The organism is Kitasatospora sp. cg17-2, from assembly GCF_054031055.1.
The window spans coordinates 5,300,509-5,320,921 of the sequence record NZ_CM132923.1; the positions used below are offsets into that span (position 1 = coordinate 5,300,509).

Sequence of the window (20,413 nt, forward strand, 5' to 3'; positions counted from 1 at the left end):
GGCTACTCCTGGTCGATCGTCAGGTGGGCACCGAGCGCGGCCAACTTCGGCAGCAGGCTGCCGTATCCGCGCCGCAGGTGATACATCCCTCGGATCGTAGAGGTGCCCTCGGCAGCCAGGGCGGCGATCACGAGAGCGGTCACAGCCCGGATGTCCTCCCCAGCCACGCTGGCGCCGTTGAGGGCGGACCGGCCCCGGACGGTGATCGCCGAGCCGGTCGCGTTGACGGCAGCGCCGAACGCGGCCAGGGCGGGCAGGTGGGTGTCGCGCTGGGTGTAGATCCGCTCGTCGATGCGGGAGGTGCCCTCGGCCTGGGTGAGGAAGGCAGTCAGCTGTGGCTGCACGTCGGTCGGGAAGCCGGGGTGCGGGCCGGTGGCCATCTGTACCGGCCGCGGCCCGGCCGGGGTGCTGACCGCCGTTCCGCCGTCCAGCGGGTCGAGCTGGATTCCGGCGTCGGCGAACACCGACACCAGCCCGTCCGGGAACGCGGCCGGCGGGAAGCCGTCCAGGTGGACGGTGCCGCCGGTGATGGCGGCGGCCAGCGCGAGAGTGGCGGCCTCCAGCCGGTCCGGCGGCACGGTGAACACCCCGCCCCGGATGCGGTCGGTGCCGGTGACGTTCAGAGCCGTCCCGCCCCGCCACTCGATGCCGACGCCGGCCTGCGAGAGCAGGGCGGCGGTGTGGGTGACCTCGGGTTCCACACTGGGGTTGAGGATCGCGGAGGTGCCCGGGGTCCGGGCGGCCAGCAGCATCGCGGTGACCGTCGCACCCAGGCTCGGCCCCCACGAGCGGGTCTCGGCGTCGGTGATGAACGGCAGCCGCTTGCCGGTGAAGCGGGCCCGCACCCGGCCCCGGTTCACCTCGACCTCGGCCCCGGCGGCTTCCATCGCGGCCAGGTGCCGGTCGATGTAGCGGGCGCAGAAGGCGTCCCCGCCGGGGGTGGGGAAGGTGACCTTGCCGGCGCGGGCCAGTAGGGCGCCGCCCATCACCGCGGTGGTGCGGATGCGCCGTCCGAGGTCGTCCGGGATAACCGGGAAGTAGGAGTCGGCCGGTCGGGTGGCGAACTCGTCGCCTGCCACGGTGGCGCGGGTGCCGGTGCGGTGCAGGATGTCGGCGACGACCAGGGTGTCCAGGATCTCGGGTGCACCGGCCAGGGTGAGCGGGTCGTCGGCGAGGATCGCGGCGGCGTACAGGTGCAGGGCGATGTTCTTGCTGCCCTGGACGGCGGCGGTGCCGACCAGGCGGCGGCCCCCGGTGATCCGCACGGCCCGCTGGTCGGTCATGGTGGTGGTGTCGGTGGTGGGCATGGTCACCTTCCCTGGCTTCCGGCCGGGAAGAAGCCCCCGACCTGGGTCTTCGGGTAGAGCAGGGTGTGCGCGCCGATCAGGGTGGCGGGCTGGAGCACGGTGCCGGCGGGAACGATCACGCCGTCGCCGATCACCGCGCCGAACTTCGTCTGGCCGGTGGCGATGCGGCGGCCGTCGAGGTGGGCGCAGACCTCTTCGGTGGCCGGTTCAACGACCGGCCCGGAGGTGACCCGCAGGCCAGTGGTGGACACGAACGCGCCGATGTTGACGCCGAGGCCGAGCACGGAGTCCCCGACAAAGCTGGTGTGCTTCATGAAGACCCCGCCGGTCAGCAGGGAGCGGGTGACCTCGGCGCCGAAGCCGATCTGGCAACCGGGACCGACGACGGTGTTGTCGCGCACCCGTGCGCCGGCCTCGATCACCGCGCCGGTGCAGACAAGCACCGGGCCGGTGACGAACGCGCCTTCCGCAATGACGGCTCCGGGAGCCACGATCACGTGGCCCCGAACGGTGGCGCCGGGCTCGATGGTCCCGGTCGCCTCCGGCAGCGAGACGTCCAGGTTGCCGGCCAGCAGGTCGGTGATGGCCTTCTTGAGGCCGAACACGGTCGGGCAGCAGTTCAGCAGGTGCAGCACGACCGGGTCGGTGACGTGCTCGGTATCGAAGTAGTACGCGGGTGTGGTGCGGTAGTCGATGCGCTCCAGCTCAGTGTTCAGCGCAGGCGCGTCGGTCAGCCGGTGCATGGCTGGATCTCCTCTCGGGCGAGCGAGGAAGAAGGGGAGGGGCCGTTGCGACGGCCTCCAGGTGCCTCAGAAGGCAGGCAGATCGGGCGCGGTCGCCGAAACCTGGGGGCTGGCCTCAGCCGGCTGATTATGAACAGCCAGGCCAAGTAGGGCGAGCACGGGCAGGTGCAAGGCGGCCCAGGATGCGGTGAGGAAGGCGCCGAGCCGGTCACGATCCGTTGGGGCGGCGTGCCGCCGGTTGTCGGGCGGCGGGGAGGTGCTGGGCGTTGGCATGGGAGGGCCTTCGGCAGCAGGGGGAGGAGTGGACGTTCCCCAGTGAACTGCCGGGCGGAAGCCTGGAACCGTAGCCGGACTACGGCACGTAGTCCGGCTACGGGTCAGACGATCTGAACGCCCGCTCGGGCGGCGAAGTCCCGTACGCCGGGCAGCTTGCGCTCGTGCCGAAGCAAGGGGGTGACAAGGTCACGGACGGCACCCCGGCGGATTTCCTGCGGGGCCGCCTCCTCGGCGGCCAGCAGAGCCCGGTAGCACTGTTCGGGCTTGTTCCACTGGTCGAACGCACGGGCCACATCGGTGAAGAACCGGGCTTGCCGCTCGGCGGTCGGCAGCGCGGTGGGGTCGATCGTGGAGGCCAGCTCGATTGCTCGGCCGGCGTCACCAAGCTCGTAATGCACCGACAACTCGTGCAGGGCGACGCCCTGGATGCCGTCGACCAGGCCGGAAGCCCGGCCGGCAGCTGCGGCGCTGTCGGCAGCCTCACGGATCAGCGAGTGCGCGTAGGTGCGGTCGCCGGTCTTCGCGGCGGTATAGGCCGCAGTGGCGTACAGGTCGCCGCGGGCGGCCAGGCGGGCAGACTCGGGGACCGCGGTGTCGGCGAGGAGGTCTTCGGCGGCGACCACCACGATGTCGGTTGCTCGGGCCAGGCTGCCCTGGCGGCGCCAGGCGCTGGAGACCATCCGCTGTGCCTCGGCGACCACTAGCGGGTCGCCGCCGTCCCGGGCGGCGGTGAGCGCGCGGTCGGCGGTGATGGCCACCAGGTTGTTGTCACCGATCTTGATGCACAGCCGAACTGCGATGTTGTAGAGCCGGGCGACGTTGCGAGCCCGCTCCTCGGTGCTGCCGACCATCTGGGCGGTAGCGATCCGGCTCGGCAGAGCCTCAGCGAGCGCGTCGTACTTGGCTGCCTTGAACTCGCGACGGGACGTCAGGAGGGAGGCGGCGACTGTCTCGTGGGTGGGCTCGCTGCGGGGCGCCGGAACCCGCCCTGTCCCGTAGAGCAGCAGGTCCTCCAGGCCGGCCAGCGGTGAGGCTGCCTCGGCGTGCGCGGCCTGCTGGCCGGCAACCGGGGTGAACAGGGCGGCAGCCGCCAGGGTCAGGAACGGGCGGCGTCGCACATCGTCCTCCTCGGCAGCGGAACTGCTCGTCAGCGTAGCCGAGGTGGACTTGCGGGGGCGGGACCTCGGCCGGTCTGCGGCTGGTTGCGGTAAGGCCATCAGCTCGTTGAGCTCGCAGCTCAGTACCTCCGCGAGGCGCCGGAGCAGGGTCAGATCTTTCACCTGCTGCAAGTCCCGTTCGACCAGGGACATCCAGACCTCGCTGCGGTCGAGCTCAGTGGCGAGGCGGAGCTGGGTCCACTCCATCTCGGCGCGACGGAGCGCGATGAACTTGCCGAACGTGATGCCGTTGCCCCCCACGCTGGCCCCCGGTGCCGTGTTGAAGCCACTACGGATCGCTACCGTACCGATGCTGGGGGCCACGGTGTAGTGCTTTCGGACCGGAGCTGGCAGTGACCGCGTTGTCCGGGAAGGTGCTGCTGGTTCGTGGGCCGGCCCTGGAATGCCTGAGGCCCGCTGTGTAGGCGAGCCTCAGGCTGCGGGTCACGACCAGGTAGTGCCGGCGAGCAGGCCGTCGAAGGCAAGTGCCCGCATGGCGGTTCCGTAGTCGTCCCACTCGTGTTCGGGGGCGGTGAAGTGCAGGTCGAAGTAGGCGCGGGTGAGGTCGGGCTCGTGCCACTCGGTCGCGCAGCGGCAGCGGACGAAGACCTGGTGGCGGACGTTGAGGAGGAGCCAGTCCCGGCGGGCGCGGCAGTCGGGGCAGGTGATGGGGATGCCGCGGGCGTCGAGTTCGCCGGGGTGGGGGACGGCGCGGATGACGGCTCTGTGGTGGCCGTCGTGGTCGGTGCTGGGGTTGGTCAAGTGGGGCCCTTCGGTGTCGGGTGACGGCTGGCAAGCACACAAGACGCACGGCGGCCGGGGTGGTTCCCGGCCACCGGAGAAGACATCGAACCGACATCTATGGCACGGGCGTTCGTGTGACTTGGGGGCGCGGTTCAGGCACGTGAGCATCAGCGTCGGCGGGTGGGATCGCTGGCGGCCTTGGGGCTGGTCGGCACGGCGGGCGTGGTGGGCGCGGCCTTCGCGGTGGTGCTGGTGGTGTGGGCTCGGGCGGCCTGGGCGCGCTGGTCGATGCGGTCGCTGGTGGCGTTGCGCAGGCGCCAGAGGAGGACTTCGGCGGGTCGGTCGGCGGTGGTGAGTTCCCGTTGCTGGGCGGCCTCGGTGAGGGCTCGGCGGGGTGGTTGGCCGGAGGATTCGGCCTGGGCGAGCGCGGTGGCGAGGGCGGGCCAGGACGGGTCGGCGAGGATGCGCTGGGCGTGGTCAGGGACGGCGGCCTGGACCTGGGCGGCGAGGCGGTCGGTGGTCTTGGGGGTGGGGGTGCGGCGGGTGAGGTCGGCGATGACCGGCTCGGCCGTCTGCCGGTAGGCGGTTCGCAGGTGGACGAGGGACTGCTGGGCGGCGAGGGCTTGCTGCTGGTGGCCTCGGGTCTGGTGCCAGCGGGCAATGGCGATCACGACGAAGACGGCGGTGGACAGCAGGGCAGCGGCGGCGGCGCCGTCCTCGCCGGAGCCAGCGGTGTGCAGGAGTTGCTTGGCGGCGGTGCGAAGGGCTGCGGCCTGCTGGTGTTCGGCACGGACCTTGGATCGGGTGGCGCGGTTGAACGCGTTTGCGGCGGCTCGTAGTTCGGCGCGGGTGTGGGCGGGGGCGGTGAGGGCTGCGGTGTGGAGGAGTTCGCCGAAAGCGGCGGCCTGGGCCTGGACGACGGTGTCGAACGCGTCGACGTCGGGCACGTCGGGGTGGTGTTGGTCCTGGAAGGCGAAGCGGGCGGTCTCCCGCAGGGTGGTCTCGGCCTGTCGCCAGCGGTCCGGTTCGACCGTGCCCCGTGCGGGCGTGGTGGGCTGCTGGGTGGCGAGGCGTTCGCGCAGGCGGTTGATGGACAGGTCGGGGGAGAGCTTGGAGCCGCCGAAGTAGACGGGTTCGCCTTGGGCGTTGACGTCGCCAGGGCGGGCGAGGCTGTAGCCGATGACGTCGCCGCTCTCGGGTCCGATGCGGTAGCGGACCTGGATGCCGAGGGCGGTGAGGGTGGAGAAGTACTCCTGCTCGTCGCGGACGGCGGCGGCGACGGCTTGGGCCTGTTCCTGCAGCCACTCCTTGGCGGTCTGCTGGTGGCCGGTGCGCTGGGCCTTGGCCTGCTCGGCGCTGGTGGGCATCGGGGCGGCGGTGTGGTCGCCGGAGTTGAGCTGGCGCAGGCCGAGTTCCTTCTCGATCTTGCGACACTCGGCCTGGGCGCGTTGGCCGTCGCGCTTGTTGCGGGGGCGGCGGCCGTCCTCGCGGACGCTGGTGGCCATGATGTGGATGTGGTCGTCGGCGTGGCGTACGGCGATCCACCGGCAGCCCTTGTCGTCGCCATCGGGCGCGATGCCAGTGGCGTGGACGATCCGGCGGGCGACCTCGGCCCACTCGGCGTCGGTGAGGTAGCGGTCGCCCGGGGCGGTGCGCACAGGGCAGTGCCACACGTGCTGCGGGACCGTCGCGCCCAGGCGCCTCTCGCGGGCGCGGACGGGCTGGTCAAGGTAGTCAGCCAGTTGGTCGAGGAGCTGATGGTGCTGGTCGAGGGGGGCTCGGCCGGGGTCGGGCAGGCCGGGCATGGCGAACGCGGCGACGATGTGGGGGTCGGTGTGTTCGTCGCGCCGGCCGGGGCCGAAGAGGTAGGAGAGCAGGCCGCGGGTGCGCGAGCCGGTGGAGACGTCAGGCACCACGGCGGCCTCCCGGCAGGACGCGCTGGTAAGCGTGACGGGCCTGGGTCGCGCAGGCGTGCAGCTCGGTCAGGACTTCCATGGCGCGCTCGGGGATCGGGCCGCTGTAGACCTCGACCATGAGCTGGTTGAGGTTGTTGCCGGCCCGGTCGATTGCCCGCTGGTGGGTGCCGATCGCTTCGGTGAGGAGGGCGATGGCCTCGTAGTCGGGCATGGGGACGAACGCATTGAGGCGGCCGGTCCGCATGTACGCCTGGGCGACGCTCATGGCGGAATCCGCGAGGAACGCGGATCGAGAGCGCTTGAGCTTCGTGGCGACGAAGTCGAGCAGTTCCTTCTCCGCCGGCTCGACCGAGCAGGTGATCTGGTCGTCGCGCTTGGTTCCGGAACGCGGCCGGTACATGCGTTCGGCAAGCGGAGCGGTGTTGTCGTCCACCGGAAGCGCGGGGCGGTCGAGCACCGGAACGCGCTCGTGGATGAACTCGGCAGGGGTCACGGTCGGCGCTTCACGCACGACGCGGTCGTCGGCGTCGGCACGCTCGGCGTCGATGTCGTTGTGCGGCTCGGTGTCGTACGGGGGAAGTTTGTCGTGGTCATGACCGCCCTCGGTCATGACCTCCTGGTCCGGCGCGCCCTCGCGCCGGTCCTGCCCCGCCACCCCTGGGGCGGGGTCAAGCGCAAAGTCCGCGGCGCCAACGGCGTTGTGGACTTTGCCCCAGCTTGCTCCGTCGTCGTCGTGACCGTGGCCGCTCCAGGGCAGGGCCTGCTTGACGCGGGCGAATATGCCACCACGTCCGGGCTTGTCGCTACCGGTTCCGCAGGGCTGTGCTTCCTGTTCGGGCGTGGCGGAAGCAGGGGCGAGGTGGTGCTGCTGGTCGGGCACGGGGATCTTCCGGTTCTTCTGTGAGGGCAGGGGGTTGTCGGCTGGTGGGGCGTTCGCCGGATGCGGGGTGATGGTCCGGCGGAAGAGGGGTTTGGCGGTGCCGGAGTTCCGGTGTAGACGTCGCCGGTTCAGGACTTCCGGGGTCTCCGGATGGACGCTGGGGGAGTTCCGGTGAGCGTCGGTCAGCTTCGGTGAGGGGCCGCTCGCCCGGTCCGGAAGCGGTCCGGTGCTCGGGCGAGCGGCGCGGGCCTCAGGCCGCCGAGGCGCTGGCTTGCGCGGCGGCCTGCTGCCTGGCCTCTTCGTCCTTGAAGCGCTGGGTCAGCTTGCCGAGGCGGTCGCTGGCGATGGGTATGCCGGCCTCGCGCAGGACTGTCCTGATCACGGCCTGGGTGGGGCCGTGCTCCTGGACGGCAGGCCGGACGATCTCGGCCAGCTCGTCCATCGAGGCGGCGGGCTTGCGGCCGGTGCGCTTGGTGCCCACCACCGGTTCCCGGCTGTCGGGCCGGACGTCGTCGTCGGGCTCAAGCACCGGTTCGTCGGCGGGCAGGTCGCCCTGCTCCGCGTCCGTCACCGGTGCGGACTCGGTTGCCGGTGCAGGCTCGGGGTTTTCGCGGAGCGGGAGTTCGCCATCGGCGCGCTTCGGGTCGGTGGCGGTGGTGTTGTGGGCGAGGAGGGTGCCGCCGAAGAAGGCGAGGGCGGGCCATCCGGCGACGAGGATCCGTAGCCAGGCGGGGACGTGGGCGAGGTCGAGGAGGCCGGCGGTGGCGACGTTGGCGCCGAGGGAGGCGGTCAGGGCGATGGCGAACCAGGTCCAGGCGGTGCCGGCGGGGCGGCCGGTGGTGCGCAGGGTTCGCATGCGGTGCCAGGCGGCGACGAGCAGCAGGTCGACTGAGACGGGGTAGGCCCAGGCTTTCCAGCCGTGTTGTCCGGCGGCTTCGGCGATGTCGTGGAGGTGGGCGAAGGACAGGGCGCCTGCGATGGCGGCCTGTACGAGGACGGCGTCCGGGCGGGGCAGACGCGGTGGGGTGGTGGAGGTCATGCGGAAGTGGTCCTCGCGGGTCGGGCGGTGGTGGTTTGTGGGATTGCCGTCTTTGCCGTCTTGCCGTCTTGGTGCTGCGGGACGGTCTGTGGGCTGGGGCGGATTCGGCTGCCCGGGTGGTGCCTTGGACGCGGCGGAGCTCGGGTTCAGGCCGGTGCGGTATCCGTCTTGGGGCTTGTATCCGTCCCGGAGGCATGGCCTTTGACCTGCGGTTTTACGGCAGGGACGGCTGGGACGGCACAAGACGGATGTGTTTCCCGTCCCGCCACCGGGCCCGCCGCTCACGCCCCGGACGGGGGCGGCGGCGGGCGCTGGCGGGAGTGGACGGCTGCCGTCTTGGCATGGGGCCTGATCCGTCTTGGTGCGGATGCCGTTGCCGTCTTGGGGTGCCGTTCCGTCTTGGCGGCAGGTGCGGTGACTTGCGGTTTTACGGCAGGGACGGCAGGGACGGCATTTCGGGGAGGGTGGTCAGCCTCTGCTGCCCGCTGCGGTGGCGTTCACGGGGTGGACTGCGGGGCAGTAGCGCCGCCAGGCGTCGAGGAACTTGTTGCGCAGGTAGCCCTTGCGCTGGGTTCCGTCGGGCATGCGGACGTTGCCGGAGGAGATGCCGAACTCGCGGAGCATCGCGCCGAGGCCGCGCGGGGTCAGCCCGCCTCGGCTGGTCTCGGCCCAGGGGGCCTCGGGGTCGCCGTTGAGGTTGAACAGCAGTTGGTCGGTGGCGATGCTGTCCGGCTCACCGGCGGCGTGGAAGATCCGCCGGATGTCCGCGAGGATCCGCGCGCCGCCGGGGTTGTCCTCCTCGGTCTGGACCTCGGCGTCGACCATGCGCTTGCACGCCTGGCGGGCCAGGCGGGGCCATGGTCCTCCGGCGAGGTCGGCGATGATCACCAGGGGTTCCCAGGTGTCGGCGGCGCGGTCCTCGACCGGCATGCTCGGCTCCAGGTGGAGGGCCTGGTCCGCGAGGGGTGCGGTCCAGCGGGCGATCTTGTCGCGGATCGCGTGCAGGGCGGGGCGGTCTCGCGCGGTGCGGTACGGCGCGACGCGCTCGCCCTCGGCTCGGCGGCGCATGCGGATCACGATCGAGCGGTCCATGATCGTGTCGGGGAGGTCGCCGATGCCGGCGATGGCCGCCATGGCGAAGGTGGGGAACTGGCGAGGGGTGTGGTCGTTGCCGACCACCCGCAGCACGTACCGGTCGCGCTGGTGCCCGGCGTTCAGCAGGCCACGCATCTCCTCGTTCTTCTCCGCCGCCTTCGGGCTGCCGAAGATCGTGTCCGCCTCGTCCACGAGCAGGGTGGGCGGCTCCTCGCTGATCGAGCGGAAGATGGCGGCCGGAGAAGAGTTCACCGTCAGCATCGCCTGGTGGACCGTCTCGGCGAGCACGTCGAGCAGGCGCGACTTGCCGCAGCGCTTTGCCGGGCCGACCACGGCCAGGCGCGGGGCGTGCTGCCACGAGCCCTGCAGGTGGGTCGCGGCGACCCACAGCGTGGCGGCGTCCAGGGCCTGCCCGGAGGGAAGGATCACGAACTTCGCGATCAGGGCCCTCAGCTGCGCGAGCAGGTCGGCGCCCTCGGTCACCTCGGTGTCGGGCATCAGGTCGGTCCCGTCCGGGACGGTGGGCTCGGCAGGCGCCGCCTCGGCGTCGTGTCCACAGGCTGTGGACACGACGGGCTGCTGGGCGGGCAGGTAGGTGCCGGGCTCGCCGGCCTTGGCCACGGGCGGCCATGCGACGGCGGGCTTGTCCGCTGGGAGGGGTGTGGCGTGGGGCTGGGAGGCAGTAACCTCGGTCATGGAGATCCTCACTCGGCGGCTCCGGGGGGCAACCCGGTCCGCCGTAGGTCGACTGTCCTGGGATGGGCGGTGGCGAGGTTTTCGATCAGCCCCCGGTGTTCGTAGCGCCGGGGGCTTCGCGTTTTCCTGGGGGCATTCGGGCTGGCGCCCGACCCGGCTTAACCTCTTCTCGGTTGGTAGTTTCATGCTGGCATGGTCGAACGTAGCGGGATATCGGCTCCAGTCAAGCGATTCACGCATGGCAATCTCAACCTCTCTCGGCATTTCTGCTGGCTGGACTGATTCGTGAAGGTTTCGTGAAGGTCCAGGCAACCGCTTGGCGGTTGGGCTTTTCATGCTGCTACAGTCACTCCTGTCGTCGCGCCGCGCCTGCTCGCAATCGGAAGGAGGTTGATATGGTCAACCCCATGGTGCATCGGTACAAGGCCCTGGAGGGCGAGGCCCTCGTGGCCCACAACCTGAAGGTCTTGCGCAAGGCCGCCCGCCTCTCCCAGGAGGACGTGGCCGAACGCATGACCCGGCTCGGCTTCAAGTTCCACCAGACCCAGGTCGCCAAGATCGAGAACGGAACCCGCCCGGTCCGCTTCGACGAGGTGATCGGCCTGGCCAAGGCACTCAGCGTCCCGCCGGCGAACTTCATGACCGAAGCCGTGGCCGGCCCGGACGAACCGGACTACGAGCTGCAGGAAGCAGGCTTCGCCGTCGAGAAGGCCGAGCAGGAGTGGAGAACCGCCCACGACCTCGAACAGGCCGCCAAGGCCCGGTACGACGAGGCCCTGCGCACCTACGAGGAGATCGCCGAACGGCTCGAAGCCCAAGGCGTCGACCTCGGCCCCTCCGGCGCCGAGCCCACCTGGTACCCGGCCCCCAGCTCCCAGTGGGACCCGCTCCGCAAGGACCCCTCGGCCGACCGGTAAGCGAGCCCGCCCAGCTCGCCGCCTGGGGCATCCTCGCCGCGACCCGGCCGGAATCCTAAAAAGGCCAGACCGGCGCACGCGCCCAAGATCTTTTTTCGTTTCCGGCCGGGGCCGCCGTAGTGTGCCCGTCCCGCCCACCACCCCGCTGCCCGACCCTCGGCGCTACGAACGCTGAGGGCCGCCCCAGCTCGGGATCGACGGCCTCGCGGAGCATCATCGCCGCGACCCGGCTCGCAACCTAAAACGCTCGACCCGGCCCATGCGTCCAAGATCGTTTTAGGCCCCGAGCCGAGACCGCCGTAGTGTGCCCGCCCCGCCCACCACCTACCCCGCTGCCCGTCCCCCGGCGCTACGAACGTCGAGGGCCGCCCGGCAGCCCATCAACCCACCGCCCATCCCAACAGTCGCCACGGCGGCGCGTTGCCCCGCGCCGCTGGGAGGAACACCTATGCCTGAAACGCCCCTGTCCCTCGCGCGCCTTGCCGGCGCAATCGGCCTCACGGAGCACCAGCTCCTCGCCCTCGTCGCCAGCTGCGGCACGGAGGTGCCGGACCCGACGCTCGTCGCCCTCACCGTGGAGGAAGCCGCCCGTCGTCTCGGCGTCGGCCGGACGACCATGTACGCCCTGGTCGCCTCCGGCGAAGTCCCGTCCGTGACGATCGGCCGTCTCCGCCGAGTGCCCGCCGAGGCGCTCAAGGAGTACGTGGCCGCCCGTACGCAGGCTGCCCCTTCGACCGTCGCGCTCGCGGCCTGAGCGGGGGAACCGAATGGCGAACACCCGCAAGCCCAACGGCGACTCCTCGATCTACCAGGGCAGCGATGGCCGCTGGCACGGCCGCGTCACGGTCGGGGTCAAGGACGACGGCACCCCCGACCGCCGCCACGTCAGCGCCAAGACCCGCCCCGAGGTCACGGCCAAGGTCCGCAAGCTGGAGAAGCTGCGCGACAACGGCACCGTGCCCAAGGCTGGCCAGAAGTGGACGGTCGGCAAGTGGCTGACCCACTGGATCAAGGAGATCGTGCCGGGCACCGTCAGCGAGAACACATACGCCGGATACGAGGTCGCTGTCCGCGTGCACCTCGTCCCCGGCCTCGGCGCGCACCGCCTGGAGAAGCTGGAGCCCGAGCACCTGGAGCGCTTCTACAAGAAGATGCAGGCCGCCGGCAGCGCCGCCGGTACCGCCCACCAGGCCCACCGCACCATCCGTGTCGCCCTCGGCGAGGCTCTGCGGCGCGACCACCTCACCCGCAACGTGGCCACGATCGCCAAGGCCCCGAAGCTCGAAGAGGAGGAGGTCGAGCCGTTCGAGATCGAGGAGGTCCAGGCGCTCATGGACACGGCGCGCAAGCGCCGCAACTCCGCCCGCTGGATCTTCGCGCTCGCCCTCGGCCTGCGTCAGGGCGAGGTGCTCGGGCTCCAGTGGAAGGACATCGACTTCACCCGAGGCGTCGCCTGGGTCAAGCGCGGCCGACTGCGGCCCAAGTACCGGCACGGCTGCGGCGACCGCTGCGGGCGCAAGCCCGGCTTCTGCCCGAAGAAGGAGCCGATCCGGCGCGAGACCAAGGACACCAAGTCCCGAGCCGGGCGACGCGCGGTGCCGCTGCCCGAGCCGCTCGTCGTGATCCTCCGGCAGCACAAGGAGGAGCAGGACCGCGAGCGGGCCCTCGCGCGCGACCTCTGGACGGACAAGGGCTACGTCTTCACCTCGGAGACCGGCGAGCCGCTCAACCCCAGCACCGACTACCACCACTGGAAGCGTCTCCTGCGCGAGGCCGGCATCCGTGACGGCCGCCTCCACGACGCCCGCCACACCGCCTCGACCGTCCTGCTCCTGCTCGGCGTGCCGGAGCGGATCGTAATGGCGATCATGGGCTGGTCCTCGACCTCGATGGCCCAGCGCTACCAGCACGTCACCGAGCCGATGCTGAACGACGTCGGCAGGAAGATCGGCGCGGCTCTGTGGGGCGACGTCGGATCTGGCCCAGAGGACGCCGGCGAAGACGCCGCCTGAGGCCCAGAACCCCAACTGAGACCAAAACTGAGACCACGACATGAAGAAGGCCCCGACCGGAAACCCGGTCGGGGCCTTCAACTGCCTTGCTAGGCAAAGGCGGAGGATACGAGATTCGAACTCGTGAGGGGTTGCCCCCAACACGCTTTCCAAGCGTGCGCCCTAGGCCACTAGGCGAATCCTCCGTGGGAGAGCTTAGTACATGTTTTGGGGTGCTCGCGACCACGTATCCCGTAGGTCGGAAGCGGGGGTGGCCTGCGGATGGTGGGGCGGGGTGGTGGTGGAGGGGTGGGGCCGGGATCCGGTAGTGTGGGGGCCAGCCCCTCGTGTGGCGCTAACTCTCTGAACTCCCCCAGGGCCGGAAGGCAGCAAGGGTAGGAGGGCTCTGGCGGGTGCGCGAGGGGTCTTTGCGTTCCCGGGGGGCCGGTGGGGCGCGGGGCGTCGAGGGGCGACGCGTTTGTCGGTCCGTCCCGATATCGTCGGGGGTGTGTCCCTAGCCCTGTACCGCCGCTACCGCCCGGAGACCTTCGCGGAGGTCATCGGGCAGGATCACGTGACCGCTCCGCTCCAGCAGGCCCTGCGTAACAACAGGGTCAATCACGCGTACTTGTTCAGCGGCCCCCGCGGCTGCGGCAAGACGACGAGTGCCCGCATCCTGGCCCGCTGTCTGAACTGCGAGCAGGGGCCGACGCCCACGCCGTGCGGTGAGTGCCAGTCCTGCACGGACCTCGCCACGGGCGGGCCCGGGTCGATCGACGTGATCGAGATCGACGCGGCCTCGCACGGTGGTGTGGACGACGCGCGCGACCTCCGGGAGCGGGCCTTCTTCGCGCCGGTGCACAGCCGGTACAAGATCTTCATCCTGGACGAGGCGCACATGGTGACCTCGGCCGGCTTCAACGCGCTGCTCAAGGTGGTGGAGGAGCCGCCGGAGCATCTGAAGTTCATCTTCGCCACCACCGAGCCGGAGAAGGTGATCGGGACGATCCGGTCCCGGACCCATCACTACCCGTTCCGGCTGGTGCCGCCCGGCACCCTGCGGGACTACCTGGCGGAGGTGTGCGGCCGGGAGGGGATCCAGGTCGAGGACTCCGTGTTCCCGCTGGTGGTGCGGTCGGGCGCCGGTTCGGTGCGTGACTCGATGTCCGTGATGGACCAGCTGCTGGCCGGCGCCGCCGAGGGCGGTGTGACGTACGGGATGGCCACGTCGCTGCTCGGGTACACGGACTCGGCGCTGCTGGACGAGGTGGTGGACGCGTTCGCCGCGCACGACGGGGCGACGGTGTTCCAGGTGGTCGACCGGGTGGTCGAGGGCGGTCACGACCCGCGCCGGTTCGTCGCGGACCTGCTGGAGCGGCTGCGCGACCTGGTGATCCTCGCCACAGTGCCGGACGCGGGGGAGAAGGGGCTGATCGACGCCCCGGCGGACCGGATCGCGGTGATGCAGGCGCAGGCGGACGCGTTCGGGGCGGCGGAGCTGAGCCGGGCGGCGGACCTCGTCAACACCGGGCTGACGGAGATGCGTGGCAACGCGGCGCCCCGGCTCCAGCTGGAGCTGATCTGTGCCCGGGTGATGCTGCCGGGCGCGTACAGCGACGAGCTGTCCTTGCAGGCGCGGCTGGACAAGCTGGAGCGGCGGGCCGCGAGCGGTGGGTTCGCCGTGGCCGGCGGTGTCGCCGTGCCCGGCGGTCCGGTGGCGGCGGCGCCGATGGCCCAGCCGGTGCAGGCACCGGCGGTGGCGCCGGCGGTGTCCGAGATGCCGCAGGTCGCGCCGCAGGTCCCGGCCCCGATGCAGCCCGCGCCCGTTCCCACCCCCGCCCCCGCGCAGCCGGCCGGCCCGGCACCCGGGGCGTGGCCGATCAAGCGCAGCTTCCCGCCCGCCGGGGAGGCGCCCGCGGCGGAGGCCCCGGCCCCTGTGGCCGCCCCGGCCCCCGCGCAGCCCGCTCCGACGGCAGCCCCGGTGGCTCCGGCGCCGGCTCCCGCTCATGCCCCCGCTGCGGCGTCCGGCGGGCAGCCGTCGGCGGCGGCGCAGCAGGGCGCGGGCCAGGTCAGGCAGCTGTGGCCGCAGATCCTGGAGGCGGTGAAGAACCGGCGCCGGTTCACCTGGATCCTGCTCAGCCAGAACGGCCAGGTGGCCGGATTCGACGGCAGCGTGCTCCAGGTCTCGTTCATCAACGCCGGTGCCCGCGACAGCTTCGTGAGCAGCAACAGCGACGACGTGCTGCGGGCCGCGCTGGCGGACGCGCTCGGCGTGGACTGGCGGGTCGAGTGCATCGTCGACCCGTCCGGTGGCGCGGGTGGCCCCGGTGGCGGCTCCGCCGGTGCCGCGGCCCCGAGCGGTGGCGGCGGGGGTGGCTGGGGTGCCGCACCGGCGCGTCCGGCGGCGCCCGCGCCCCAGATGGCGCCCGTCGCGCCGGCTCCCGCAGCCGCGCCCGCTCCGGCGCCCCGTCCGGTCGCCGCGCCGGCCCCGGCGCCGGTCGCGCCGGTGCCGCCGCCCGTCCAGGCCCCGCCCTCGCCGTCCCCGGCGTACCCGGCCTACCCGGCGCAGGGGGTGGCCCCGGAGGACGACGTGCCGGAGGAGGACGACCCCGATCTGAACGAGGACGTGTTCTCCGGCCAGGAGCTGATCATCCGCGAGCTGGGCGCCACGGTGCTGGAGGAGATCCGGCACGGTGGCAACTGAGCAGCACGTAGGCTCGTCGAGGACGTAGCAGGAGCGGACCGAACGCAAGGAGTGAGCCGTGTTCCCCGGTGGTGGCCAGCCCAACATGCAGGCGCTGCTCAAGCAGGCGCAGAAGATGCAGCAGGACCTCGCCCAGGCGCAGCAGGAGCTGGCCGAGGCCAAGGTGAGCGGTTCGGCGGGCGGTGGCCTGGTCGAGGCGACGGTGACCGGTTCCGGCGAGCTGGTGGCGCTGACCATCGCCCCGGCCGCCGTCGACCCGGAGGACACCGAGACGCTGGCCGACCTCGTGCTGGCGGCCGTCCGGGACGCCAACCAGGCCGCGCAGAAGATGCAGGCCGAGCGGATGGGCCCGCTGACCCAGGGCCTCGGCGGCGGGATCCCGGGTCTGCCGTTCTGACGGTGGCTCGCGAGCGTGGCGCCCCGCCCGTGACAGCGGGTACGGACCGGGACACCGGAGCGTACGGGGCGGACGGTCGGGTCCGGAGTTCGGACAACGGACCTGTGTGATTAATGCGGGAGTCGGGCGTCGGGCGATGCGCCCGGCGTCCGATTCGTTGGATGATGGCACCGGAGCACCCCGCGCGGGTGCCACCGGTCCAACCCGAGGGAAGGCGCGACGTGTACGAGGGCGTGGTTCAGGACCTGATCGACGAACTGGGCAGGCTGCCCGGCGTCGGGCCCAAGAGCGCGCAGCGGATCGCCTTCCACGTCCTGCAGGCCGACCCGGTCGACGTCCGCCGGCTGGCGCACGCGCTGCTGGAGGTCAAGGACAAGGTCCGGTTCTGCGCCGTCTGCGGCAATGTCGCGGAGGCCGAGCAGTGCCGGGTCTGCCTGGACCCGCGCCGCGACCTCGCGGTCATCTGTGTGGTCGAGGAGTCCAAGGACGTCGTCGCCATCGAGCGCACCCGGGAGTTCCGCGGCCGTTACCACGTGCTGGGCGGCGCGATCAGCCCGATCGAGGGCGTCGGCCCGGACGATCTGCGGATCCGCGAGCTGCTGGCACGCCTGGCGGACGGCACTGTCACCGAGCTGATCCTGGCCACCGACCCCAATCTGGAGGGGGAGGCGACCGCCACCTACCTGGCCCGGCTGTGCAAGCCGATGGGCCTGAAGGTGACCCGCCTGGCGAGCGGCCTGCCCGTCGGCGGGGATCTGGAGTACGCGGACGAGGTCACACTCGGTCGCGCCTTCGAAGGGAGACGACTGCTCGATGTCTGACCGGACGATCAACCAGCAGCCCCACGCGCCCCATCAGGCCGGGCCGGAGGAGGAGCGGGACACCGCGCAGGTGCCGCACCCTCCGCACACGCACGCCCACGGCTCGGAGCCGGACGACTTCGCGGTGCAGATCGCGGACTCGGTGGAGAGCTTCGTGCTCTCGGTCACCGAGGTCGCCAAGGGTGACGAACCCGGCAGCGCCGTCTCCCTCCTCCTGCTGGAGGTCTCGCAGCTGCTGCTGGCCGGCGGCCGGCTGGGCGCCATCGAGGACGTCGTCCCGGAGGACCGGTTCGAGCCCGACGCCGGTCCGGAGCCGGACGGCGAGCAGCTGCGGGAGCGGCTGGCGGTGCTGCTCGCGCCGATCGACGTCTACCACGAGGTCTTCGACCCGTACGGCCCGCCGGAGAAGCCGAGCGCGTTCCGGATCTCGGACGACCTGGCCGGGGTGGTGAGCGAGCTGCAGCACGGGCTCACCCACTACCGCGAGGGCCGGGTCAGCGAGGCGCTCTGGTGGTGGCAGTTCTCCTACCTGTCCAACTGGGGCACCACCTGCACGGCCGTCCTGCGGGCGCTGCAGTCGCTGATCGCGCACGTCCGGCTGGACAGCCCGATCGGGGCGGCGCCGGACGGGGCGGACACCGACAACGACGGGCTCACCGACGAGCAGCTGGAGCAGCAGGCCGGTGACCTGATGGCGGCGGAACTCGGTCTGGGCCACTGACGCCACCCGAAGGCGCGGGACAGAGGGGCACGAGCCGCCCGGGGCCCCCGGCGGCGGGAGTGTGACGGAAACCTCACTCCCGGCCACCGGACGGAAAACCCCGGGGCGGCCGTCCCTTCGTCCGCCGATTCTTCGGAACGGCGGACGCCCGCCCGCAGACCTGCCGGTGGCGGTATCCGCACCCCCGCTCACCTGCCGAAACGTGTGTCTCATCATATGGAAAGCGGAGGTCGGGGCACCCCCGCTCGGTAGACTGGCGCCGACCGCACAGCCCCCGCCACCCGGGGGTGCGGGGGCCGAGGGCCCCCGGAAACGACACAAGTCGAGGAGCGCACGTGGGCCTTGTCGTGCAGAAGTACGGCGGCTCATCCGTTGCGGATGCCGAGGGCATCAAGCGCGTGGCCCGTCGAATCGTTGACGCCAAGAAGGCCGGCCATGAGGTCGTCGTCGTGGTGTCCGCGATGGGCGACACGACGGACGAGCTCATCGAACTCGCGGAGCAGGTGTCACCTCTCCCCGCCGGCCGCGAGTTCGACATGCTGCTGACCGCTGGAGAGCGCATCTCCATGGCACTGCTGGCCATGGCGATCAAATCCCTGGGCCACGAGGCGCAGTCGTTCACAGGGAGCCAGGCCGGCGTCATCACCGACTCCGTCCACAACAAGGCGCGCATCATCGATGTGACGCCGGGCCGCATCCGCACCGCCCTGGACGAGGGCAACATCGCGATCGTGGCCGGCTTCCAGGGCGTCTCGCAGTCGAGCAAGGACATCACCACGCTCGGCCGGGGCGGCTCGGACACCACCGCCGTCGCCCTCGCCGCCGCCCTCAAGGCCGAGGTCTGCGAGATCTACACCGACGTGGACGGCGTGTTCACCGCCGACCCGCGCGTGGTGAAGAAGGCCCGCAAGATCGACTGGATCGCCTACGAGGACATGCTGGAGCTGGCCTCGTCCGGTTCCAAGGTGCTGCTCGACCGCTGTGTGGAGTACGCCCGGCGCTACAACATCCCGATTCACGTACGCTCGTCGTTCTCGGGTCTTCCCGGGACGATCGTCAGCAACGACAACCCGCACCAGCCCGAAGGGGGCGAGATGGAGCAGGCCATCATCTCCGGAGTCGCCCACGACACGTCCGAGGCCAAGGTCACGGTCGTCGGCGTCCCCGACAAGCCGGGCGAGGCGGCGCGCATCTTCCGTGCCATCGCCGACGCCGAGGTCAACATCGACATGGTCGTGCAGAACGTCTCGGCGGCGTCGACCGGTCTGACCGACATCTCCTTCACCCTGCCGAAGGCCGAGGGCCAGAAGGCCATCGACGCGCTCGACCGGGTCCGGGAGGGCATCGGCTACGAGTCGCTCCGCTACGACGACGCGATCGGCAAGATCTCGCTGGTCGGCGCGGGCATGCGCTCCAACCCGGGCGTCACGGCGACCTTCTTCGAGGCGCTCTCCGCGGCCGGCGTCAACATCGAGCTGATCTCCACCTCGGAGATCCGGATCTCGGTGGTCACCCGCGCCGACGACGTCAACGCGGCCGTGCAGGCCGTCCACTCCGCCTTCGGGCTGGACAGTGAGACGGACGAGGCCGTGGTCTACGGGGGCACCGGGCGATGACCCGGCGGCCGAACCTCGCCGTCGTCGGCGCCACCGGCGCGGTCGGCGAGGTGCTCCTCGGCCTGCTCTCCCTCCGCCAGGACATCTGGGGCGAGATCCGTCTCGCCGCCTCCCCGCGCTCGGCCGGCCGCAAGGCGGTCGTGCGCGGGGAGGCCGTCGAGGTGCTCCCGCTGTCCGAGGAGCTCTTCGACGGGGTGGACGTCGCGCTGTTCGACGTCCCCGAGGAGATCTCCGCGCGCTGGGCGCCGATCGCGGCGGCCAAGGGCGTCGTGGTGGTCGACAACTCCGGCGCGTTCCGGCTGGACGACGCCGTCCCCCTGGTGGTGCCCGAGGTCAACGCGGCCGCGGTCCGGATGCGCTCGCGCGGGATCGTGGCGAGCCCGGACTCCACCACCCTGACCATGCTCGCGGCGATCGGCGCCCTGCACGCCGAGTACGGCCTGGAGTCGCTGGTGGTCGCCTCCTACCAGGCCGCCTCCGGGCTCGGCCGGGACGGCACGGACACGCTGCGCGCCCAGCTCGCCCAAGTGGCCGGCACCGAGGTCGGCGAACAGACCGGCGACCTGCGGGCGGTGATCGCCGACCACGGACCGTTCGCCGCCCCGCTCGCGCTCAACGCGGTGCCGTGGGCCGGTGTGCTGACCGACGGCGGCTGGTCGTCGGAGGAGCGGACCGTGCGCGACGAGTCCCGCAAGATCCTCGGCCTGCCCGGGCTCAAGGTCTCGGCGACCTGCGTGCGGATCCCGGTGGTGCGCACCCACGCGCTCGCCGTGCACGCGGTGTTCGAGCGCGAGGTCACCCAGGAGCACGCCCACGAGATCCTCCGCGACGCCCCCGGGGTGCTGCTGTACGACGACCCTGCGGCGGGCGAGTTCCCGACGCCGAACGACGTGGTGGGGACGGACCCGGTCTGGGTCGGCCGGCTGCGGCGCGCCCTGGACGACCCGAACGCGCTGGACCTCTTCCTCTGCGGCGACAACCTGCGCCGGGGCGCGGCGCTGAACGCCCTTCAGATCGCCGAGCTGGTGGCGCGGGAGATCGCCGACGGGGCCGCGGCGACCTAGGCCGAGCCGGCCGAGCGTGCCGGCCGTTCCGGTGCCGGCCGTTCCGGGGCGGGCGCCGGGCCGGATGCCGAGGGTGCCGGGACGGGCGCGGACGGTGTCGGAGCGGGCCGGGTCCGCCCGTCCACCCGGAGTCTGCGCGGTTTGTTCGCGGACTGCTTGACGAATCCTCGCCGAATTCCCTGGAGGGGCGTTCGGCCCATGCGCGAGAATGTGCGTGGGGCCGGGCAACCATGACAGGGGATCGAGTGTCCAACGGGCGTGGCGAACGTGATGGTGGGGGCAGGGGCGGGCATCTCGGCGGCAGCCGCGGTGACGTTCCCGTCGCGTGT

Annotated in this window: 17 protein-coding genes, 1 tRNA gene and 1 other RNA gene; 10 read left to right on the forward strand and 9 right to left on the reverse strand. The window is 71.7% G+C overall.

Annotated features, from left to right (window positions below):
* Window positions 1-2: 2 nt before the first annotated feature.
* From ACW14Y_RS22485 to ACW14Y_RS22520, 8 genes are all read right to left on the reverse strand, one after another.
* Entirely contained in the window at window positions 3-1,307 is a 1,305-nt protein-coding gene (locus tag ACW14Y_RS22485; RefSeq protein WP_380440304.1) for a UDP-N-acetylglucosamine 1-carboxyvinyltransferase, read from the reverse strand.
* Between the two features lie 2 nt (window positions 1,308-1,309).
* Window positions 1,310-2,050 (reverse strand): LbetaH domain-containing protein, encoded by a 741-nt coding sequence (locus ACW14Y_RS22490; protein WP_380390142.1) that lies wholly within the window; start codon window positions 2,048-2,050, stop codon window positions 1,310-1,312.
* 377 nt (window positions 2,051-2,427) lie between these two features.
* Window positions 2,428-3,807, reverse strand: a complete 1,380-nt coding sequence (locus ACW14Y_RS22495; RefSeq protein WP_380390144.1) for a helix-turn-helix domain-containing protein — start codon at window positions 3,805-3,807, stop codon at window positions 2,428-2,430.
* A 120-nt stretch (window positions 3,808-3,927) separates the two neighbouring features.
* On the reverse strand, window positions 3,928-4,245 hold the full coding sequence (locus ACW14Y_RS22500; RefSeq protein WP_380390146.1) for a hypothetical protein: 318 nt from the start codon (window positions 4,243-4,245) through the stop codon (window positions 3,928-3,930).
* Between the two features lie 149 nt (window positions 4,246-4,394).
* Window positions 4,395-6,143 (reverse strand): relaxase/mobilization nuclease domain-containing protein, encoded by a 1,749-nt coding sequence (locus ACW14Y_RS22505; RefSeq protein ID WP_456983153.1) that lies wholly within the window; start codon window positions 6,141-6,143, stop codon window positions 4,395-4,397.
* The gene (locus tag ACW14Y_RS22510) at window positions 6,133-7,023 is read right to left on the reverse strand and encodes a hypothetical protein (RefSeq protein ID WP_456983155.1); all 891 of its coding nucleotides are present in this window, start codon (window positions 7,021-7,023) and stop codon (window positions 6,133-6,135) included. The genes ACW14Y_RS22505 and ACW14Y_RS22510 overlap by 11 nt, the downstream gene beginning before the upstream one ends.
* Window positions 7,024-7,273: 250 nt before the next feature.
* Complete coding sequence (locus ACW14Y_RS22515; protein ID WP_380390152.1) at window positions 7,274-8,062, reverse strand: DUF2637 domain-containing protein; 789 nt, start codon at window positions 8,060-8,062, stop codon at window positions 7,274-7,276.
* Window positions 8,063-8,530: 468 nt separating this feature from the next.
* The gene (locus ACW14Y_RS22520; RefSeq protein WP_456983157.1) at window positions 8,531-9,853 is read right to left on the reverse strand and encodes a DUF3631 domain-containing protein; all 1,323 of its coding nucleotides are present in this window, start codon (window positions 9,851-9,853) and stop codon (window positions 8,531-8,533) included.
* Window positions 9,854-10,260: 407 nt separating this feature from the next.
* On the opposite strand from ACW14Y_RS22520, the gene ACW14Y_RS22525 reads away from it, so the two are divergent.
* The 3 genes from ACW14Y_RS22525 (at window position 10,261) to ACW14Y_RS22535 (ending at window position 12,782) form a co-directional block, all read left to right on the forward strand.
* Window positions 10,261-10,770 (forward strand): helix-turn-helix domain-containing protein, encoded by a 510-nt coding sequence (locus ACW14Y_RS22525; protein ID WP_380390156.1) that lies wholly within the window; start codon window positions 10,261-10,263, stop codon window positions 10,768-10,770.
* A 448-nt stretch (window positions 10,771-11,218) separates the two neighbouring features.
* Window positions 11,219-11,524, forward strand: a complete 306-nt coding sequence (locus ACW14Y_RS22530) for a helix-turn-helix domain-containing protein (protein ID WP_380390158.1) — start codon at window positions 11,219-11,221, stop codon at window positions 11,522-11,524.
* A 13-nt stretch (window positions 11,525-11,537) separates the two neighbouring features.
* The gene (locus ACW14Y_RS22535; protein WP_456983160.1) at window positions 11,538-12,782 is read left to right on the forward strand and encodes a tyrosine-type recombinase/integrase; all 1,245 of its coding nucleotides are present in this window, start codon (window positions 11,538-11,540) and stop codon (window positions 12,780-12,782) included.
* Between the two features lie 100 nt (window positions 12,783-12,882).
* Here the strand turns inward: ACW14Y_RS22535 and ACW14Y_RS22540 are convergent.
* Window positions 12,883-12,967 (reverse strand) — tRNA-Ser (locus ACW14Y_RS22540).
* Between the two features lie 133 nt (window positions 12,968-13,100).
* Between ACW14Y_RS22540 and ffs the strand changes: the two genes are divergently transcribed.
* The 7 genes from ffs (at window position 13,101) to ACW14Y_RS22575 (ending at window position 20,084) form a co-directional block, all read left to right on the forward strand.
* Window positions 13,101-13,191: signal recognition particle sRNA small type (gene ffs / locus ACW14Y_RS22545), an RNA gene on the forward strand.
* A gap of 78 nt (window positions 13,192-13,269) precedes the next feature.
* The gene (locus ACW14Y_RS22550; RefSeq protein WP_456983162.1) at window positions 13,270-15,465 is read left to right on the forward strand and encodes a DNA polymerase III subunit gamma and tau; all 2,196 of its coding nucleotides are present in this window, start codon (window positions 13,270-13,272) and stop codon (window positions 15,463-15,465) included.
* 58 nt (window positions 15,466-15,523) lie between these two features.
* A complete protein-coding gene (locus ACW14Y_RS22555) occupies window positions 15,524-15,862 on the forward strand; it encodes a YbaB/EbfC family nucleoid-associated protein (RefSeq protein WP_078879765.1) in 339 nt (112 codons plus the stop codon).
* A gap of 221 nt (window positions 15,863-16,083) precedes the next feature.
* The gene (gene recR, locus ACW14Y_RS22560; RefSeq protein WP_209417322.1) at window positions 16,084-16,683 is read left to right on the forward strand and encodes a recombination mediator RecR; all 600 of its coding nucleotides are present in this window, start codon (window positions 16,084-16,086) and stop codon (window positions 16,681-16,683) included.
* Entirely contained in the window at window positions 16,676-17,404 is a 729-nt protein-coding gene (locus ACW14Y_RS22565) for a DUF5063 domain-containing protein (RefSeq protein WP_380300243.1), read from the forward strand. Before recR ends, ACW14Y_RS22565 begins: the two co-directional genes overlap by 8 nt.
* 335 nt (window positions 17,405-17,739) lie before the next feature.
* Window positions 17,740-19,020: an aspartate kinase gene (locus ACW14Y_RS22570; protein WP_030392623.1), complete on the forward strand. Its 1,281-nt coding sequence runs from the start codon at window positions 17,740-17,742 to the stop codon at window positions 19,018-19,020.
* Entirely contained in the window at window positions 19,017-20,084 is a 1,068-nt protein-coding gene (locus ACW14Y_RS22575; protein ID WP_456983166.1) for an aspartate-semialdehyde dehydrogenase, read from the forward strand. Before ACW14Y_RS22570 ends, ACW14Y_RS22575 begins: the two co-directional genes overlap by 4 nt.
* Window positions 20,085-20,413: the final 329 nt, after the last annotated feature.

What these genes read in the sequence shown, in the direction of transcription:
- ACW14Y_RS22485 (WP_380440304.1), bottom strand. Translation starts at nt 1,307, where the DNA reads ATGCCCACCACCGACACCACCACCATGACCGACCAGCGGGCCGTGCGG.
- ACW14Y_RS22490 (WP_380390142.1), bottom strand. Translation starts at nt 2,050, where the DNA reads ATGCACCGGCTGACCGACGCGCCTGCGCTGAACACTGAGCTGGAGCGC.
- ACW14Y_RS22515 (WP_380390152.1), bottom strand. Translation starts at nt 8,062, where the DNA reads ATGACCTCCACCACCCCACCGCGTCTGCCCCGCCCGGACGCCGTCCTC.
- ACW14Y_RS22520 (WP_456983157.1), bottom strand. Translation starts at nt 9,853, where the DNA reads ATGACCGAGGTTACTGCCTCCCAGCCCCACGCCACACCCCTCCCAGCG.
- ACW14Y_RS22525 (WP_380390156.1), top strand. Translation starts at nt 10,261, where the DNA reads ATGGTGCATCGGTACAAGGCCCTGGAGGGCGAGGCCCTCGTGGCCCAC.
- ACW14Y_RS22530 (WP_380390158.1), top strand. Translation starts at nt 11,219, where the DNA reads ATGCCTGAAACGCCCCTGTCCCTCGCGCGCCTTGCCGGCGCAATCGGC.
- ACW14Y_RS22535 (WP_456983160.1), top strand. Translation starts at nt 11,538, where the DNA reads ATGGCGAACACCCGCAAGCCCAACGGCGACTCCTCGATCTACCAGGGC.
- ACW14Y_RS22565 (WP_380300243.1), top strand. Translation starts at nt 16,676, where the DNA reads ATGTCTGACCGGACGATCAACCAGCAGCCCCACGCGCCCCATCAGGCC.
- ACW14Y_RS22575 (WP_456983166.1), top strand. Translation starts at nt 19,017, where the DNA reads ATGACCCGGCGGCCGAACCTCGCCGTCGTCGGCGCCACCGGCGCGGTC.